General features: G+C 72.3%; 18 protein-coding genes. 11 read left to right on the top strand and 7 right to left on the bottom strand.

Annotated features, from left to right (window positions below; all coding sequences use genetic code 11):
• The first annotated feature begins 11 nt into the window (after positions 1 to 11).
• Positions 12 to 2,522: an FxSxx-COOH system tetratricopeptide repeat protein gene (gene fxsT / locus ACN267_RS14010; protein ID WP_421488864.1), complete on the top strand. Its 2,511-nt coding sequence runs from the start codon at positions 12 to 14 to the stop codon at positions 2,520 to 2,522.
• Between the two features lie 82 nt (positions 2,523 to 2,604).
• On the opposite strand, the gene ACN267_RS14005 is transcribed toward fxsT, so the two are convergent.
• The 4 genes from ACN267_RS14005 to ACN267_RS13990 form a co-directional block, all read right to left on the bottom strand.
• Positions 2,605 to 3,108: a hypothetical protein gene (locus ACN267_RS14005; protein ID WP_421488863.1), complete on the bottom strand. Its 504-nt coding sequence runs from the start codon at positions 3,106 to 3,108 to the stop codon at positions 2,605 to 2,607.
• A 61-nt stretch (positions 3,109 to 3,169) separates the two neighbouring features.
• Positions 3,170 to 4,801: a RecQ family ATP-dependent DNA helicase gene (locus ACN267_RS14000; protein ID WP_204961313.1), complete on the bottom strand. Its 1,632-nt coding sequence runs from the start codon at positions 4,799 to 4,801 to the stop codon at positions 3,170 to 3,172.
• A 178-nt stretch (positions 4,802 to 4,979) separates the two neighbouring features.
• The gene (locus ACN267_RS13995; protein WP_204961314.1) at positions 4,980 to 5,930 is read right to left on the bottom strand and encodes a TIGR03557 family F420-dependent LLM class oxidoreductase; all 951 of its coding nucleotides are present in this window, start codon (positions 5,928 to 5,930) and stop codon (positions 4,980 to 4,982) included.
• A 112-nt stretch (positions 5,931 to 6,042) separates the two neighbouring features.
• Positions 6,043 to 6,168 (bottom strand): hypothetical protein, encoded by a 126-nt coding sequence (locus ACN267_RS13990; RefSeq protein WP_255470159.1) that lies wholly within the window; start codon positions 6,166 to 6,168, stop codon positions 6,043 to 6,045.
• A gap of 139 nt (positions 6,169 to 6,307) precedes the next feature.
• On the opposite strand from ACN267_RS13990, the gene ACN267_RS13985 reads away from it, so the two are divergent.
• The gene (locus tag ACN267_RS13985; protein WP_421488862.1) at positions 6,308 to 7,795 is read left to right on the top strand and encodes a glycoside hydrolase family 3 protein; all 1,488 of its coding nucleotides are present in this window, start codon (positions 6,308 to 6,310) and stop codon (positions 7,793 to 7,795) included.
• 22 nt (positions 7,796 to 7,817) lie between these two features.
• On the opposite strand, the gene ACN267_RS13980 is transcribed toward ACN267_RS13985, so the two are convergent.
• On the bottom strand, positions 7,818 to 9,044 hold the full coding sequence (locus ACN267_RS13980; protein WP_204961316.1) for a cysteine desulfurase-like protein: 1,227 nt from the start codon (positions 9,042 to 9,044) through the stop codon (positions 7,818 to 7,820).
• A 79-nt stretch (positions 9,045 to 9,123) separates the two neighbouring features.
• Between ACN267_RS13980 and ACN267_RS13975 the strand changes: the two genes are divergently transcribed.
• The 7 genes from ACN267_RS13975 to ACN267_RS13945 all read left to right on the top strand — a co-directional run bounded on the left by ACN267_RS13975 (position 9,124) and on the right by ACN267_RS13945 (position 13,493).
• Complete coding sequence (locus tag ACN267_RS13975; RefSeq protein WP_204961317.1) at positions 9,124 to 9,486, top strand: hypothetical protein; 363 nt, start codon at positions 9,124 to 9,126, stop codon at positions 9,484 to 9,486.
• A 60-nt stretch (positions 9,487 to 9,546) separates the two neighbouring features.
• Positions 9,547 to 10,368, top strand: a complete 822-nt coding sequence (locus ACN267_RS13970; protein WP_204961318.1) for a DUF1206 domain-containing protein — start codon at positions 9,547 to 9,549, stop codon at positions 10,366 to 10,368.
• Positions 10,369 to 10,448: 80 nt separating this feature from the next.
• On the top strand, positions 10,449 to 11,687 hold the full coding sequence (locus tag ACN267_RS13965; RefSeq protein ID WP_204961319.1) for a mechanosensitive ion channel family protein: 1,239 nt from the start codon (positions 10,449 to 10,451) through the stop codon (positions 11,685 to 11,687).
• Positions 11,688 to 11,875: 188 nt separating this feature from the next.
• Complete coding sequence (locus tag ACN267_RS13960; protein WP_145918853.1) at positions 11,876 to 12,310, top strand: phage holin family protein; 435 nt, start codon at positions 11,876 to 11,878, stop codon at positions 12,308 to 12,310.
• A complete protein-coding gene (locus ACN267_RS13955) occupies positions 12,307 to 12,672 on the top strand; it encodes a DUF3618 domain-containing protein (RefSeq protein ID WP_281898983.1) in 366 nt (121 codons plus the stop codon). The genes ACN267_RS13960 and ACN267_RS13955 overlap by 4 nt, the downstream gene beginning before the upstream one ends.
• Positions 12,669 to 12,941, top strand: a complete 273-nt coding sequence (locus ACN267_RS13950; RefSeq protein WP_281898981.1) for a DUF4235 domain-containing protein — start codon at positions 12,669 to 12,671, stop codon at positions 12,939 to 12,941. The genes ACN267_RS13955 and ACN267_RS13950 overlap by 4 nt, the downstream gene beginning before the upstream one ends.
• 348 nt (positions 12,942 to 13,289) lie before the next feature.
• Entirely contained in the window at positions 13,290 to 13,493 is a 204-nt protein-coding gene (locus ACN267_RS13945; protein ID WP_011905669.1) for a cold-shock protein, read from the top strand.
• 135 nt (positions 13,494 to 13,628) lie between these two features.
• Here the strand turns inward: ACN267_RS13945 and ACN267_RS13940 are convergent, their stop codons facing one another.
• Together ACN267_RS13940 and ACN267_RS13935 are read right to left on the bottom strand one after the other, a co-directional pair.
• Complete coding sequence (locus ACN267_RS13940) at positions 13,629 to 13,823, bottom strand: hypothetical protein (RefSeq protein WP_281898976.1); 195 nt, start codon at positions 13,821 to 13,823, stop codon at positions 13,629 to 13,631.
• Positions 13,824 to 13,911: 88 nt separating this feature from the next.
• A complete protein-coding gene (locus ACN267_RS13935; RefSeq protein ID WP_281898974.1) occupies positions 13,912 to 14,895 on the bottom strand; it encodes an aldo/keto reductase in 984 nt (327 codons plus the stop codon).
• 85 nt (positions 14,896 to 14,980) lie between these two features.
• Between ACN267_RS13935 and ACN267_RS13930 the strand changes: the two genes are divergently transcribed.
• On the top strand, positions 14,981 to 15,775 hold the full coding sequence (locus ACN267_RS13930) for a trans-aconitate 2-methyltransferase (protein ID WP_421490421.1): 795 nt from the start codon (positions 14,981 to 14,983) through the stop codon (positions 15,773 to 15,775).
• Positions 15,772 to 16,791, top strand: coding sequence for an adenosine deaminase (locus ACN267_RS13925; RefSeq protein ID WP_421488861.1), 1,020 nt, complete (start codon positions 15,772 to 15,774; stop codon positions 16,789 to 16,791). The genes ACN267_RS13930 and ACN267_RS13925 overlap by 4 nt, the downstream gene beginning before the upstream one ends.
• The last annotated feature ends 210 nt before the right edge of the window (positions 16,792 to 17,001 follow it).

Below are 17,001 nucleotides of genomic sequence, written 5' to 3'. Positions count from 1 at the left end.
ATCCACCGCCGGTGACGCAGCGGGTACTGACCGAGGGGCACGGTACGAGTGTCGTGGTGGGCAGCGGCGTTCAGGTCAACATCAACACCAGCGGCGTACCCGATCCCCGGCCCGCCACCGATCGGCCCGCCGCCGCAGCGGACCGGCCGTCGCCGGTGTGGAACCTCCGGCCCCGGGATCCGAACTTCGCCGGTCGGGGGAGCGAACTGGCCGAGCTGCGGACCCGGCTGTCATCCGGTGGCGCTGCGGGCGTGCAGGCGATCCACGGCCTCGGTGGGGTCGGCAAGACCCAGTTGGCCCTGGAGTACGCGTACCGGCACCGGGCCGACTACGACGTCGTGTGGTGGATCTCGGCGGAGCAGTCCGGGGCCATCGGTGAGCAGTTCAGCGCGCTCGGGATCGCGCTGGGTGTGCTCGACGCCCAGGTGGATAGCGTGATCGCCCAAAGCAAGGTCAAGGAGTTCCTCCGAAGCCGGGACCGTTGGCTGCTGATCTTCGACAACGCGGAGAAACCCGACGACCTCCGCCCCTGGGTGCCGGACGGCGAGGGGCATGTGCTCGTCACCTCCCGCACCACGGCCTGGGGACAGCTCGCCCGGACCCTGGAGCTGGACGTCCTTCCCCGCACAGAGGCGGTGGAACTGCTGACGCTGCGCCTTGCCAGGATCAGCGCGATGGAGGCCGGTCACCTCGCCGAGGACCTGGGTGACCTGCCCTTGGCGCTGGCGCAGGCGGCGAGCTACCTGGCCGAGTTCGGCATGTCGGTCACCGAGTACCGGCAGGTGCTCCGAGAGGAGACGCTCGCGGTGCTCGACGAGGGGCAGCCGGCAGGTTATCCGCATTCCCTGGCGGCGGCTGCCACCCTGAGCACCGCGGGACTGGGGGCCAGGGATCCCGCCGCGCTCGCCGTCCTCCATCTGTGTGCGTTCCTGGCACCCGAGCCGGTGCCGACCGACCTCGTCATCACCATCGCCCGGCATGCCGACCTGCACCTGGAGATCCTCGCACCGCTGGCGCAGATCGTTGACAAGCCGCTCCAGCGCCAGCGTTCCATCAGTGCCGTCGGTGCCTCTGGGCTGGCCCGGGTCGAACTAGGGACGATCACCCTCCATCGACTGGTCCAGGCGATCGTCCGGGACCAGATCGATCCCACCGTTGCCGCCGAGCTGCGGGTGCGCATCGAGGCGGCGCTCGGCACCGTCGACCCAGGTGATCCCCGGGACACTGCAACCTGGCCGCAGTGGAGCATGATCCTGCCCCACCTGCTGGCAGCGGATCCCGCGCACACCGACAACCCCGATCTTCGCCTCCGGTCCCGGGATGCCATTGTCTACCTGCTCTGCAGGGGCGACAGCCGCCCCGCCCAGCAACTGGCCGACAACCTCTACCAGGAGTGGAAGAAGCGATACGGCCCAGATCATGTGGACACTCTGCGCGCTGCCACCGAGCTGGTCTGGGCCTACCGCGACCTGGGCCAGTTCGACCGGCTTCGTCCTCTGATCGACGACACCCTCACCCGCCAGATCAGCATTCTCGGCCATGATCATCCCGATACCCTTCGCACTGCCTCCGACCTTGCGGTAGTTCAGAGTGCTCTCGGGAACCATCAGCGGGCGCTCGAAATCAATGAAGATGTGTATGGGCGGCGGGTTCGGGTTTTGGGTGAGGATCATCCTGACGCGTTGACGTCTGCGAGTAATTTGGCCGGTTCTTTAGGTAGGGTGGGGGAGTTTGGGCGGGCGTTGGAGGTTGCGGAGGATGTGTATGGGCGGCTGGTTCGGGTTTTGGGTGAGGATCATCCTGACGCGTTGACGTCTGCGAGTATTTTAGCCGGTTCTTTAGGTAGGGTGGGGGAGTTTGGGCGGGCGTTGGAGGTTGCGGAGGATGTGTATGGGCGGCGGGTTCGGGTTTTGGGTGAGGATCATCCTGACACGTTGACGTGTGCGAGTAATTTGGCTGTCGCGTTGGGTGATATGGGAGAGTTTGGGCGGGCGTTGGAGGTTGCGGAGGATGTGTATGGGCGGCGGGTTCGGGTTTTGGGTGAGGATCATCCTGGCGCGTTGATGTCTGCGGGTAATTTGGCCATTTCTTTAGGTAGGGTGGGGGAGTTTGGGCGGGCGTTGGAGGTTGCGGAGGATGTGTATGGGCGGCTGGTTCGGGTTTTGGGTGAGGATCATCCTGACACGTTGAAGTGTGCGAGTAATTTGGCTGTCGCGTTGGGTGGTGTGGGGGAGTTTGGGCGGGCGTTGGAGGTTGCGGAGGATATGTATCGGCGACGTGTACGGATCCTCGGCGATGATCATCCTGATACGCTTTCGGGCATGGTGAATCTCGCCCAATTATTGGGGCGGCGCGGGCAGTTGATTTCCGCTCGTCGATTCGCTGAAGCAGCGCATCGGAAACTGCGAACCACCCTTGGTCAGCAACACCCTTATACGGAGCACGCGAGGACCACTCTCGACCAGATCGCATTTGCCATGGGTGGACGCCGGACACCGCGCAAAACCCGCCGTGGGCGTTGACCAATGCGTGAACATTGGCACGGACTACAGCGCGGGCCGGGCCGCCGTCAGGCTGGCCCGGCCCGTCGGCCGTGGGTTGACGTCAGTCGTTGAGGACCTGGGAGAGGCGGTCGCGGAACTTGCGCTCCGAGTCGCTGACCTGGTCGCCGCCGATGCCGAGCAGCCCCCCGCTGGACGCCGCCCCGACCACCTGGTCGGCGATCTCCACCAGCCAGTGCCGGTACGCCCCGGCCTCGCCCTCGTCGACCTTCCCGGCCAGCAGGGTGGTCGCCTGTCCGGCCCGGACCAGCACGTCGTCGATGAGCGCCTGCGGGTCGGCCGGCGAGATCATCGGCAGTTCCTCGCCGGCCTCCGGGTCGCCCACCCGGGAGACGATCTCCCCGGCGACGGCGGCGACGAGCGGGCTGGCCGACTCCCGGCCGGCGGCGATGGTCTCCAGCCCGGCCGCGTTCTCGGCGCGGGTGCGCCGGGCACCGTCCGACTCGGCGGCGCTGGCCGCGGTCAGGACCGACTGCGGCAGGCCGACCAGCAGCCCCCACTCCTCGTCGGAGAACCCGAACCCGGTGTACGCCGGCTGTTCGATCACGACTGAGCCCCTCTCGATCGTTGCACTGCGGGCACCGCCCCCGGCGGTCGCCCGGGTCAGGCTAGTCCAGCGTCAGCAGGCCCTGTTCGGACACCACGCGTACGGAGAGCGTCTTGTAACCCACCTCGTCGAAGAGCACCGTCATCCGGTCCTCCTCGTAGTTGAGCACCAGCCCGGGTCCCCACTCCGGGTGCCGCACCTGGCTGTGCACCGGGAACGGACCGACCGCGCCGTCGCTTGCCACGCTAGTGCCGGCGTGGCAGTTGTCGCAGTGCCCGCAGACCTGCGACATCTGCTCGCCGAAGTAGGCCAGCAGCACCTGCCCCCGGCACCCGGTGGTCTCGGCGAAGGCGCGCATCATGTCGGTACGCGAGCGGGTCACCGTCTGCTGCCGTTCGGCCTCGGCCAGGGCCGCCGCGCCCGCCTCCGCCGGGGTGGGGGAGTAGCGCGGCGCGCCGATCTTCTGCCCGGCCCGGGGTTCGGCCGCCCCGATCTGCTCCAGCAGGGCCAGGTACTGCCCGAGCTTGCGCGGCCCGAGGCCGGTCGCCTCGCGCAGCGCCTTCTTCGTCGTCGCCCGGCGGCGCAGCAGCGCGGCCAGGTCCCGCAGTTCGGTCTCGTCGGGCAGGCCGCCGGAGAAGTAGCGTTGCAGGCCGACGTCCTCGGCCCGCCACAGCAGCAGCACCCGGGCCGGCGCACCGTCGCGCCCGGCCCGGCCGATCTCCTGGAAGTAGCTGTCCGGCGAGTCGGGCAGCGCCATGTGCACCACCCAGGCGATGTTCGGCTTGTCGATGCCCATGCCGAACGCCGAGGTCGCCACCATGATCGGCACCTGGTCGGCGAGGAACGCCTCGTGCAGCCCGTGCCGGGCGGCGGTGGGCATCCCACCGTGGTAGTACTCCGCCGGGAACCCGGCGGTGGTCAGCCGCTCGGCCAGCTCCTCGGCGGCCCGGCGGGTCGGCACGTAGATGATGCCCGGCCGCTCGTCGTCGCGCAGCAGCGCGATCAGCCGCCGCCACCGGTAGTCGTCGGTGGGGCAGTAGGCGACCTCGACGAACAGGTTCGGCCGGTCCAGCCCGGAGACCACCACCTCGGGGTCGCGCAGCCGCAGCCGGGCGATGATGTCGTCGCGTACCGGTGGGGAGGCGGTGGCGGTCAGTGCCACCACCGGCGGACGGCCCAGACCGTCGATCAGGTGGCCCAGCGCCAGGTAGTCGGGGCGGAAGTCGTGCCCCCACGCCGAGATGCAGTGCGCCTCGTCGATCGCCACCAGCGCCGGTGCCAGCGACTTCACCTCGGCCATCCGGTCGGGGTTGCTCAGCGCCTCCGGGGTGATGAAGAGGAACTCCGCCCGCCCCTGCCGAACGTCGTCGATCGCCTGGGCCTGCTGGGCGGCGCTCTCGTCGGAGCTGATCCGCACGGCGCGCAGCTCGGGGCGCTGGCGTTCGTTGAGCGCGGCGATCTGGTCCTGCTGGAGGGCCAGCAGGGGCGAGATCACCACCGTCGGCCCGGGGATCAGGCTCGCCGGGATCTGGTAGATCGCCGACTTGCCGGCTCCGGTGGGGAGCACCACCAGGGCGTCGCGTCGTTTCATCACCGCACGCATGGCGGCGAGCTGGTTGGGCCGCAGCGCTTTCCAGCCGAACAGGCTGCGCGCCGCGCGGCGCAACGTCGTCGAGTGCATGGACAGCTTCATCGAGGGCCGGAGGTACCCGGGTGGACCGGTGGCGAAACCGCTCCCACCGGATCGGACACATCACGCACGCCGGCCGGTACGTCGCAGGTCAGGCGCGGTGACCGGGTGCACACACGCGATCGACCACGGGTCACCGTCGGCGGGGTGCGCCGGTGACCCGTGGTCGGCGCGGACGGGTTCAGCGCAGGTGGGGGAGCACCTCGCGCTGGTACAGGTCGAACAGTCCCTGCCAGTGCGGACCGGCGTTGCCCACGTAGACCTCGTCGAAGCCGGCCTTGGCGTACCTGTCGATCATCTCCAGGTGGGCGTCGGCGCTGTTGCCGCAGACGAAGCCCTGCCGCACCTGGTCCGGTGTGACCAGTTGGGCCGCCTGCTCGAAGTGCCTGGGGGAGGGCAGCACCTGGGACAGCTCGCCGGGCACTCCGGCGTTGGGCCACGTCTCGTACGCGATCCGCGCGCCCTCGTCCTCGGTGTCGGCGTACGCGGCCTTGAAGCCGGCCTGGCACGGCTTGTCGCCGCCGCCGTTGTCCCGGAACCGGCTGACCAGGTCGCCGTCGGGCATCATGCTGACGTAGCCGTCGCCGATCCGGGCGGCCAGGTCGACGGCCTTGGGGCCGAAGCCGGAGACGTACACCGGCGGGGGTGCGTCGGGCAGCGTGTAGACGCGGGCGTGCTCCACCGTGTAGTGCCGGCCGTGGTGGTTGACGAAGTCGCCCCGCCACAGTTCCCGCATCACCGCCACGGCCTCCTCCAGCATCTCCAGCCGGACGTCGGTCTGTGGCCAGGCGTCGCCGAGGATGTGCTCGTTGAGTGCCTCGCCGGTGCCGACGCCGAGGACGAACCGGCCGGCGTGCATGACCGCGCTGGTCGCCGCCGCCTGTGCCAGCACCGCCGGGTGGATGCGGACCGTCGGGCAGGTCACCGCGGTGCTCACCGGCAGCGTGGTGACCTGGCTCAGCGCCCCGATGACGGACCAGACGAAGGGACTCTGCCCCTGGGCGTCCGTCCACGGGTGGTAGTGGTCGGAGATCCACAGTGCCTGGAAGCCGGCCCGTTCGGCGGCCCGGGCCTGCTCCAGCAGTTGCGCCGGGGTGAACTCCTCGCTGGACAGGAAATAGCCGATCCTCATCGTGCCCCCTCGCTGGGCGCGCCGCCGGGTGCGGCGTGACGTCCCGCTACCGGTACCCCGGCCGGTGCGGGATCAGTCGGTCGGCGGCGGTCGATCTCAGCGGCGGTCGATCTCAGCGGCGGCCGAACATGGCCCGGATGGCGGCCAGCAGCAGCAACCCGCCGACCACCAGACCGAGCAGGCGTACGCCGGGGATGTCGGCAGGCGAGGTGGCGTCGGCGAGCGGCGGCAGGTCCATCCCCGCACTGTGGCACGTCGCCCCGACCGACGCCAGACAGTAACAGTAAGGTTTATTGACTATTACCTCGCCCGGTGTGACCATGACAGCACCGCGACGGCACCGGGCCGTCGACACGCGACGGGGGTACCGGGGCCGGATGAACGAGCGCAACCTGGCGGGTCTGGCCGCCACCGTCCTGCAACCCGGCTTCGTCGGCACCACCCCGCCCGACTGGGTCCGCCGGTGGCTGGCCGACGGGCTCGGCGCGGTGGTGCTGTTCGCCCGCAATGTCGTCGACCCGCACCAGGTGGCCGCGCTCACCGCCACGCTGCGCGCCGAACGCCCCGACGTGCTGGTGGCCATCGACGAGGAGGCCGGCGACGTCACCCGGATCGAGTCCGGCCGGGGCAGCTCCCGCCCCGGCAACCTCGCCCTCGGCGCGGTCGACGACCCGACGCTCACCGAGGACGTGGCCCGCGACCTCGGCGTCGAACTCGCCGACCTCGGCGTCACCCTCAACTACGCCCCGGACGCCGACGTCAACATCAACCCGGCCAACCCGGTGATCGGGGTGCGGTCCTTCGGCGCCGACCCACACCTGGTGGCCCGGCACACCGCCGCCTGGGTGCGCGGCCTGCAGTCCGCCGGCGTCGCCGCCTGCGCCAAGCACTTCCCCGGCCACGGCGACACCCGGGTCGACTCCCACCACGACCTGCCCCGGATCGCCGCCAGCCGGGCCCGCCTGGACGCCGGTGAGCTGGTCCCGTTCCGGGCCGCCGTCGCCGCCGGCGTGCAGGCGGTGATGACCGGGCACCTGCTGGTCCCCGCCCTCGACCCCGACCTGCCGGCCACCCTCAGCCCGCGCATCCTCGGCGACCTGCTCCGCGAGGAACTGGGCTTCTCCGGCGTGGTGGTCACCGACGCGGTGGAGATGCGCGCCGTCGCCGACCGGTACGGCTTCGCCGGCACCGCCGTACGTGCCCTCGCCGCCGGGGCCGACGCGATCTGCGTCGGCGGCGAACGCGCCGACGAGGCCACCGCCCGCTACCTGCGCGACGCGATCGTGGCCGCGGTGCTCGCCGGTGAGCTGCCCGAGGAACGCCTCGCCGAGGCCGCCAAGCGGGTCGGTCAGCTCGCCGAGTGGAGCACCGCCGCCCGCGCCGGCCGGCCCGATGCCGCCCCGCGCCCCGCCGACGGCTCGCCGGTCGGCCTGAACGCCGCCCGCCGGGCGGTACGGGTCAGCGGCGACGCGGTCGGCCGGCTGCCGCTGACCGCCGCCGCGCACGTGGTCGAGTTCGCCGCACCGCACAACATCGCGATCGGCGCGGAGACCCCGTGGGGCCTCGGGGCGCCCCTGGCCGACCTGCTGCCCGGCACCACCACCGTCCGGCTCGCCGAGGCCGACCTGCCCGCCGACCCGACCGCCGGGGCGGCCGGCCGGCCACTGGTGCTGGTCGTGCGGGACCTGCACCGGCACCCGTGGATGCGGGCCGCGGTCGACCGGGCGCTGGCCACCCGGCCGGACGCCGTCGTCGTCGAACTCGGCCTGCCCGAGCTGATCACCGGCGGGCTGCACCTGGCCACCCACGGCGCGACCCGGGCCGCCACCCGCGCCGCCGCCGAACTGCTCACCGCAGGCCGCTGACCCACCCACCCGCCCACGCGGCTCACCGGCCCGCCGGTTCCCCCTGTTCGGCCAGCCGGTCCAGTTCGGCCAGCAGCCGGTCCACCTCGTCGACGGTGTTGTAGTGGTAGACGCTCGCCCGTACGGCGCCGCCGCTGTCGCGCAACCCGAGCGCCTGGAAGTACTCGTACGCGTAGTAGTCCCCACTGGACAGGCAGAGCCCGGCGGCGCCCAACGCGGCGGCCAGGCCGGCCGGCGTCCACCCGGCCACCCGGAACGACACGGTCGGGCAGCGCCGCACCCCGGCCGGCAGGACGGTGACCGCCGGCCGGGCGGCCAGGCCACCGACCAGCCGGGCGAACAGCGCCCCCTCGTACGCCTGCGCGGCGGCCAGCCCGGCGCGGACCCGGGCCCGCCGGTCCCCGGTGGCCGTCGGGTCCAGTCCGGCCAGGTGGTCGACGGCGGCGGCTACCCCGGCGAGCAGCGGGAAACTCGGCGTGCCGGCCTCGAACCGGTCGGGCACCGCGTCGGAGGAGGGGACCAGCTTGGCCGGACGCAACCGCGCCCACCGGGCCGGGTCGGCCACCATCGCGGCCAGGTGCGGCCCGGACCACTTATAGGCGCTGGTGACCAGGAAGTCGGCACCCGTGGCGGCCAGGTCGGTGGGGCCGTGCGGCACCGAGTGCACCCCGTCCACACAGACCAGCGCACCGGCCGCGTGGGCCGTCGCGGCGATCGCCGCCACGTCCGGCATGGTGCCGGTGGCGTTGCTGCCGGCGGTCACCGCCACCAGCCGGGTCCGCGCGCCGACCAGGTCGGCGTACTGCCCGGCGGGCAGCTCACCGGTGGCCGGGTCGAACTCGGCCCAGCGTACGGTCGCCCCCGCCGCCCCGGCCGCCTGCACCCAGGGCCGCACGTTGGCGTCGTGGTCGAGCCGGGAGACCACCACCTCGTCCCCGGGGCCCCAGTCCGCGCCCAGCGTCCGGGCCAGGGTGTACGTCAGCGCTGTCGCGCTCGGCCCGAGCACCACCCCGTCCGGGGTGACGCCCAGCAGGTCGGCCACCGCCGTCCGGGCCCCCGTGACCAGTTCCAGTGACCGGCGGCCGGGCAGGAAGGCGGTGCTGCGGTTGCCCACCGCGATCCGCATCGCGTCGGCCACCGCGTCGATCACCGACCGGGGGGTCTGGGTGCCACCGGCACCGTCGAAGTGGGCGAAACCCTCGGCGAGCGCGGGGTACGCGTCCCGGGTGCGGGTGATGTCGAACGGCATGCCCGGACCCTAGCCCGCGCACCCGACCCGAAGATCCAGCCGGGTGCCGGGGTGGGCGGCGTCTCGTACCCTTGGTCGGGTGACGAAGCGAAGCGCCACCACCCCCACCCCCCTCCGGCGGACCGCCGGCCTGCTGGCCGGCCTGGCGCTCGGCGTGGCGGTGCTGGCCGGATGCAGCTCCGACGGCGCCGACACCGACTGCGGCCTGGACGCCTGCACGGTCACCTTCGACCGGGGCGTGGACGCCCGTGCCTCCATCCTCGGCGTCGAGGCGAAGCTGATCGGCGCGCAGGGCGACCAGGTGACCGTCGAGGTGGCCGGCGAGCAGCTGTCGCTCACCATCGGCCAGCAGGCCACCGAGGTGGGCGGTTTCGCGGTCACCCTGGACAGCGTCACCGACCAGCAGGTGCAGATCCGGGTGGCGCGCAACGCCGGCAGCTGACCTGCCCGGGAGCGCGGCACACCACGTTTGGGGATCTCCGCAAACGGAGATTGTGGCCCCATGTCACTCACCCGGAACGCCGAAGCCACCGCCGCCCGCACCGCGGACAGCCGCTGGCTGGAACTCCTCGCCCGGGCCGGTTTCATCGGCTACGGGATCGTCCACCTGCTCTTCGCCTGGGTCATCCTCCAGATCGCCTTCGCCGGCTCCGGCGAGGAGGGCAACCAGAACGGTGCCCTGCGCGCCCTGGGCGCCCAGCCGATGGGCAAGTTCCTGCTGATCGCGATCGCCGTCGGCCTGATCGCGATGGCCATCTGGCAGGCCCTGGAGGCGGCCGTCGGCCACCACGCCAAGCGCGGCAAGGAACGCCTCTTCGAGCGGATCGCCTCGGGCGTCCGTACCGTCGTCTTCCTCTGGCTCGCCTGGACCTCGATCAAGGTGGTCCAGGACGCCAGCTCCAACAGCGCCGACCAGCAGGAGCAGTTCAGCGAGAAGCTGATGGCCTCCAGCGGTGGCCGCGGGCTGGTCGGGCTCGCCGGTCTGGTGCTCGCCGCCGTCGGCATCGGCATGGTGATCTACGGCTACAAGAAGAAGTTCGAGCGGAACCTCAAGACCAACGAGATGAACGGCAAGACCCGGCAGACGGTCCGCCGGCTGGGCATGGCCGGTTACATCGCCCGGGGTGCGGTGTTCGCCGTCGCCGGTCTGCTGATCGTCGTCGCGGCGATCAACTACGACCCGGAGAAGGCGCGTGGCCTGGACGCCGCGCTGCGTACCCTGCGGGATCAGCCGTACGGGCCGTTCATCCTGGCGCTGATGGCGCTCGGCATCGCCGCGTTCGGGGTCTACTGCTTCTTCCAGTCCCGGTTCCGCAAGATCTGAGCCTGGTCGATACCGGAAACGCCGGGCACCATTGGGCCTTTGCCCGATTGCGATCAGCCCGGCCGGAGGGAGACAACCACGTGCAGGACTACCTCGAGACGATCGCCGCCGCGGCCACCGCGGCGGCGATCGCTCTGTTGCTCGTCGAGGTGGTACACCGGGTGATCAGGCGGCTGGGCCGCCGGTCGCACCTGATGACGGAGCTGACCACGCACGTGCACCGGCCGTTGCAGGTGGCCGGCACGGTGGTGGCCGTCCAGTTCGCGGTCCGCTGGACCACCGGCTACGCGGTGGGCACCGGGTGGCGGCAGGCCGTGCTGCACGTCCTGGTGCTGGGCGTGGTCGCCGCGGTGGCCTGGCTGGTCGCCTCGCTGCTGGTGGTGGCCGAGGACACCGCGCTGGCCCGGTTCCTCCGGGTCGACGTGCCCGACAACCGGCACGTCCGGCGGGTACGCACCCAGGTGGTGCTGCTGCGTCGGCTGACCATCGTGGTGATCGTGGTGCTCGCCGTCGGCGTGATGCTGATGACCTTCCCGGCGGTACGCGGCGTCGGCGCGGGCGTGCTCACCAGCGCCGGTGTGGTCGGTGTGGTCGCCGCGCTGGCCGCGCAGAGCCTGCTCGGCAACGTCATCGCCGGCCTCCAGCTCGCCTTCAGCGACGCCGTCCGCCTCGACGACGTGGTGGTGGTCGAGGGGGAGTGGGGCCGGATCGAGGAGTTGACGCTCAGCTACGTGGTGGTCCAGATCTGGGACGACCGGCGGCTGATCCTGCCCACCTCGTACTTCACCAGCACCCCGTTCCAGAACTGGACCCGGACCGAGGCGGCGGTGCTCGGCACCGCCGAGTTCCACCTCGACTGGTCGGTGCCGGTGCAGTCGATGCGGGAGGAGCTGCGCCGGTTGGTGGAGGGCACCGACCTGTGGGACGGCCGGGTCTGCGTGCTCCAGGTCACCGACGCCACCGGTGGCGCGATCAAGGTGCGTGCCCTGGTCAGCGCCGCCGACGCGGGCAGCCTGTGGGACCTGCGGTGCCTGGTGCGGGAGCACCTGGTCGGCTGGGTCCGGGACCACCGGCCGACCGCGCTGCCCCGGACCCGCGCCGAGGTGGGCGACGCCGCCGGCAGCCTGCCCTGGCAGTGGGTGCCGCCGCGCCGCCAGGTCAACCGCCGCGCCGAGGGGGAGCTGCCCGACGACGCCCGGGTCTTCGGTGGCAGCGACGACGGCGACGCCCGCAGCGAGGCGTTCGTCGGCCCGGACCAGGACGCCCGGGGCGAGGCCGTCACCGTCGGGGCGGACCCGGGGGCCGACGCCCGCCGCTGAGCCGTCCGCAGCCCGTACGGCCCCCGCGACCGCCGGTCGCGGGGGCCGTGTCGTACCCGCTTCGGCGTTTTGCCGGACGCCCCGGCCCGACCTGCGGTCAGATGTGGTTGGTCACCGTGCGCAGGATTGCAGGATTGACGGACGGCGGCTCCGGGCATACAGCGCGGTGATGACGAAAGGAGGACAGCATGGCTGACGTCGCGAACCACCGCACGTCCCGGACCGGGAGCGAGCCGTCCACCGCCGAACTGGTGCAGCGGGCCACCGAGCAGGTCTCCCGACTGGTCCGGGACGAGCTGGCCCTGGCCCGGGCGGAACTGACCCAGAAGGGCAAACACGCCGGGATCGGGATCGGCCTGTTCGGCGGCGGCGGAGCGCTGGCCCTGTACGGGCTCGGCGCACTGGTCACCGCCGTGATCCTGCTGCTGGCCCTGGTGCTGCCCGCGTGGGCGGCGGCGCTGATCGTGGCGGTGGTGCTCTTCCTCGTCGCCGGGGTGCTCGCCCTGGTGGGGAAGAAGCAGGTCAGCCACGCGGTCCCCCCGATGCCGGAGGCGACGGTCCGCAGCGTCCGTGCGGACGTGGACACGGTCGCCGCCGCGGTGAAGGACAGGGGACGGGCATGACCGGCACGACGGGCAGCAACGGCAACGGCAACGGCACGGGCGACACCGAGGCGCTGCGCGAGGAGATCCGGCGCACCCGGGTGGAACTGGGCGAGACCATGGAACTGCTGGCCGCCAAGGCCGACGTCAAGGCCCGGCTGAAGGACTCGGCGGAACAGGCGCGCGAGCGGGTACGCGAGCAGGCCGCGTCGACCGTGGCCCGGGTACGGGAGCAGGCGGCGCAGAGCGTCGACCGGGCCCGGACCCAGGCGTACGACAGGTCGGTGGCGGTGCGGCGCGATCCGGTGCCGTGGGCGACGATAGCGGCCGGTGCGGTGGCCGCCGTGGTGGTGTTGTTGATCGTTCGGGGGAGGCGCAGGTGAGCAAGGGCATCGGCAGGACCGCGTACAAGCCGGTCGGGGTGGTGCTGGGACTGGCGGCCGGCGCGCTGGCCGGGGCGATCTTCCGGCAGGTGTGGAAGGCGACCGCCGGGGACGGCGAGGCACCCAACCCCACCGACGAGGACCGCCGCTGGGGCGAGATCCTCGCGGCGGCGGCGTTGCAGGGGGCGATCTTCTCGGTCGTCCGCGCGGCGGTGGACCGGGGTGGCGCGGTCGGCGTCCGGCGGCTGACCGGGCGCTGGCCCGACTGACCAGCCGCGACCGGCCGTACCCCTGGTGACCAGCCGCGACGGCTGTCCTACCGGATGGTGACGACGACCTGTGGCCCCTCGTGCGCATCGACGGACGGGGGGCCTTTCGCCCGGGTCGGACGACCCGGCCAGCGTGCGTTGGGCATCCGTCAGGTCACATGTCGGAGAATTTCGTCGATTAGGCTGTGCAAGGTTTTTGGGTACGTGGTTTGCTGATCCCCGCTGTTGCGAGACGGTGTCGGCACGGAGCGTTCTCCCGCTGTGGGGGCCCGCCCGGGTCGTCGCCGCCCGCATACGGCCAATCGGCCGCACAGCGTGCTCGGCCGCCGGTTTTAGAAGGAGATACACATGGCGCAGGGAACCGTGAAGTGGTTCAACGCTGACAAGGGCTTCGGCTTCATCACCGTCGACGGCGGGGGTGCTGACGTGTTCGTCCACTTCTCGGCCATCCAGACCAGCGGCTACCGCACGCTGGAGGAGAACCAGCGGGTGGAGTTCGAGATCGCCCAGGGTCAGAAGGGTCCGCAGGCCGAGCAGGTCCGCCCCCTCTGAGCGAAGCCGGTCGGCATCCGCCGGCCCGGGTGGTCCGGCCAGCCGGATCGACGAGAAGCCCCGTGTCCCCTCAGGACGCGGGGCTTTCCGCATCGGTCGGTCCCGCTCCCCGCCGGGCCGCAGCCCGGCAGGGCATCAGGGCAGCCGGCGGGCCCGCAGGCCGCGCCAGAGCAGCACCAGGCCGGCCAGCATCAGCAGCGGCCCGACGACGGCCCACAACCGCTCGTCGCTCATCAGGCTGCCGTCGACGTACCCGAGGCCCTGGACCGTCCAGACGGCGCCCACCACCACGGCCAACAGGCCCAGGGTGAGCGTGAGCCATCCCCTCACCGGTCCCCCCTCCGCAGGCCGGTCGATCCGACCCGGTCACCAGGATGCCGGCCGGACCGCGCCGAGGCGACGACCCGGCCGGCGTGGCTCACCACCGGTCGTGCACCCGGGGCCGGACCAGCTCGTCGTAGACCGACCGGACGGTGTCCAGCTCGGCCCCGGTGAGCGCGGGTGAGCCGGCCGCGGCGGCGTTGCCCCGGGCCTGCTCCGGGTTGCGCGCGCCGGGGATGACCACCGTCACCCCGGGCTGGTCGATGACCCAGCGCAGGGCGAACTGGGCCATCGTGCGCCCGTCGCCGACCAGCGGGGCGAGCCGGCGCACCACGGTCAGGCCGAGGTCGAAGTCGACGCCGGAGAAGGTCTCGCCGACGTCGAAGCTCTCCCCGTGCCGGTTGTAGGTGCGGTGGTCGTCGGCGGCGAAGGTGGTGTGCTCGTCGTAGCGGCCGGAGAGCAGGCCGCTGGCCAGCGGCACCCGGGCGATGATCCCGACGCCGGCCGCGGCGGCGGCCGGCAGCACCTCGTCGAGCGGCTTGAGCCGGACCGCGTTCAGGATGATCTGCACGCTGGCCACCCCCGGCCGGGCGATCGCGGTGAGCGCCTGGTCGCAGGTCTCGACGCTGACGCCGTACCCGGCGATCCGCTTCTCGGCGACGAGGGTGTCGAGGCCGTCGAAGACCCGGTCGTCGGCGAAGACCTCGGTGGGCGGGCAGTGCAGCTGCACCAGGTCGAGGGTGTCCACGTCGAGGTTGGCCCGGGACCGGTCGGTCCAGGCCCGGAAGTTGTCCAGGGTGTACGCCTGCGGCGTCTGCGGCACCCGGCGGCCCATCTTGGTGGCGACGGTGAGCCCGTGTCCGGGGTTGTCCCGCAGGAACCGCCCGATCAGCTGCTCGCTGCGGCCGTCGCCGTAGACGTCGGCGGTGTCGAGGAAGGTGACGCCGGACTCCACGGCGGCGGCGAGGACGGCCAGGGCGTCGCTCTCGCTGACCTGTCCCCAGTCCGCGCCGAGCTGCCAGGCCCCGAGGCCGACCACACCCACCTGCCGGCCGAGCCGGTCGAAGCTGCGCTGTTCCATGCCGTCGAGCCTAGTGACCTGCTTGCCGGGGCGCAGCGCCGGCCGTACCTTGTAACAAAACGTACGTACGGTTTGGGGGTTGGTCATGTGGGATCCGGGCACGTACCTGCGCTACGACGACGAACGGTCCCGCCCGTTTTACGACCTGCTGGCCCGGGTCGACGCCGACCGGCCGCGCGCGGTGGTCGACCTCGGCTGCGGTCCGGGCACCCTGACCGCGACCCTCGCCCGCCGCTGGCCGCACGCCCGGATCACCGGCCTCGACTCGTCCCCCGAGATGATCGACCGGGCCCGGACCCTCGACACCACCGTCGGCTTCACCGTCGGCGACGTCACCGACTGGCGTCCCGCCCCCGACGTGGACGTGCTGGTCGCCAACGCGGTGCTCCAGTGGGTGCCCGACCACCCGGCCCTGCTGCGCCGCTGGGCGCACGCGCTGCCGCCCGGCGGCTGGCTGGCGTTCCAGGTGCCCGGCAACTTCGCCGGCCCCTCGCACCGGGCGCTGCGCGAGGTCGCCGAAGACCCCCGCTGGGCGGCCACCGTCCGGCCGCTGCTGCGCGAGGACCCCGTCGACGACCCGGTCGGGTACGCCACCGCGCTGACCGCCGCCGGCTGCGCGGTCGACGCCTGGGAGACCACCTACCTGCACCGGCTGCCCGCCCCCACCGACGCCGAACACCCCGTGCTGACCTGGCTGGACGGCACCGCCCTGCGTCCCGTGCGGGCGGTCCTGGACGACACCGCCCTCGCCGGGTTCCGCGCCGCGCTGGAGAACCTGTTGGCCCGCGCGTACCCGGTACGGCAGGGTCAGGTGTACTTCCCGTTCCGTCGGATCTTCGTGGTCGCCCGTACGGGTGCCCGGCACAAGGAGCAGCAGTGACCGACCTGTCCGCCTTCATCGCCGAACTGCCCAAGGTGGAGCTGCACGTGCACCACGTGGGCTCCGCATCCCCCCGGATCGTCGCCGAACTGGCCGCCCGGCACGAGGGACGCAGCCCCGTACCCGCGGACCCGGAGGCGCTCGCCGACTACTTCGCGTTCCGCGACTTCGCCCACTTCATTGAGATCTACCTCAGCGTCGTCGACCTGATCCGCGACCCCGACGACGTCTGGCTGCTCACCCACGAGGTGGCCCGGGAACTGGCCCGCCAGCAGGTCCGCTACGCCGAGCTGACCGTCACCCCCTACTCGCACGTGCGCCGGGGCATCCCCGCACCGGCGTTCTGCGAGGCCATCGAGGACGCCCGCCGCCGCGCCGAGGCCGACTTCGGCATCGCGCTGCGCTGGTGCTTCGACATCCCCGGCGAGGCCGGCCTGCCGGCCGCCGAGCAGACCCTGCGGATCAGCCTCGACGAACGCCCCGACGGGCTGGTCGCCTTCGGGCTCGGCGGCCCCGAGATCGGGGTGCCCCGACCACAGTTCAAGCCGTACTTCGACCAGGCGCGGGCGGCCGGGCTGCACTCCGTCCCGCACGCCGGGGAGACCACCGGCCCGCAGACCATCTGGGACGCCCTGCGCGAACTGGGCGCCGAGCGGATCGGCCACGGCATCTCCGCCGCGCACGACCCGGAACTGCTCGCCCACCTGGCCGAGCGGCGCATCCCGCTGGAGGTCTGCCCGACGTCCAACGTGCGGACCCGGGCCGTCGCCCGGATCGAGGAGCACCCGCTGCGGCAACTGGTCGACGCGGGCGTCCGGGTCACCATCAACTCCGACGACCCGCCGATGTTCGGCACCACCCTCAACGACGAGTACGCCGTCGCCGCCCGACTGCTCGACGCCGGACCCGAGGGGCTCGCGGCGCTGGCCCGGGAAGCGGTGTCCGCGTCGTTCCTCGATGCGGCCGGACAGGCCCGGATCATCGCCGAGATCGACGCCTTCGTGGCGACCCGCTGAACCGTCACGGGTGACCGGGAGGATTGGTGTACACGCGGCGGGAGCTGGTGTGGGGGACCGTGCCCCCGCCGCGCGTACCGATCCACCGGCCGGTGGTGTCAGGGGCGACAGGCCGGTGGAACTGATGGGTTCGGACCCGATCCTGTCAGCCCGCGCGCCCCGCGTCGCCGTCGTTAATCCGGATCTAAGGAAACCTTGCGCCGCAGCACA

The sequence above is a fragment of the Micromonospora sp. WMMD734 genome (assembly GCF_049178975.1).
Lineage (GTDB): Bacteria > Actinomycetota > Actinomycetes > Mycobacteriales > Micromonosporaceae > Micromonospora > Micromonospora wenchangensis.
Note: the sequence above shows the minus strand (reverse complement) of the source record. Positions and strands in the feature narration are given on the sequence as shown.

Bases quoted from the DNA above. Each gene is read 5' to 3' on its own strand.
- ACN267_RS14000 (WP_204961313.1), bottom strand. From the start codon at position 4,801: ATGAAGCTGTCCATGCACTCGACGACGTTGCGCCGCGCGGCGCGCAGC.
- ACN267_RS13995 (WP_204961314.1), bottom strand. From the start codon at position 5,930: ATGAGGATCGGCTATTTCCTGTCCAGCGAGGAGTTCACCCCGGCGCAA.
- ACN267_RS13990 (WP_255470159.1), bottom strand. From the start codon at position 6,168: ATGGACCTGCCGCCGCTCGCCGACGCCACCTCGCCTGCCGACATCCCC.
- ACN267_RS13985 (WP_421488862.1), top strand. From the start codon at position 6,308: ATGAACGAGCGCAACCTGGCGGGTCTGGCCGCCACCGTCCTGCAACCC.
- ACN267_RS13980 (WP_204961316.1), bottom strand. From the start codon at position 9,044: ATGCCGTTCGACATCACCCGCACCCGGGACGCGTACCCCGCGCTCGCC.
- ACN267_RS13970 (WP_204961318.1), top strand. From the start codon at position 9,547: ATGTCACTCACCCGGAACGCCGAAGCCACCGCCGCCCGCACCGCGGAC.
- ACN267_RS13960 (WP_145918853.1), top strand. From the start codon at position 11,876: ATGGCTGACGTCGCGAACCACCGCACGTCCCGGACCGGGAGCGAGCCG.
- ACN267_RS13955 (WP_281898983.1), top strand. From the start codon at position 12,307: ATGACCGGCACGACGGGCAGCAACGGCAACGGCAACGGCACGGGCGAC.
- ACN267_RS13945 (WP_011905669.1), top strand. From the start codon at position 13,290: ATGGCGCAGGGAACCGTGAAGTGGTTCAACGCTGACAAGGGCTTCGGC.
- ACN267_RS13935 (WP_281898974.1), bottom strand. From the start codon at position 14,895: ATGGAACAGCGCAGCTTCGACCGGCTCGGCCGGCAGGTGGGTGTGGTC.
- ACN267_RS13930 (WP_421490421.1), top strand. From the start codon at position 14,981: ATGTGGGATCCGGGCACGTACCTGCGCTACGACGACGAACGGTCCCGC.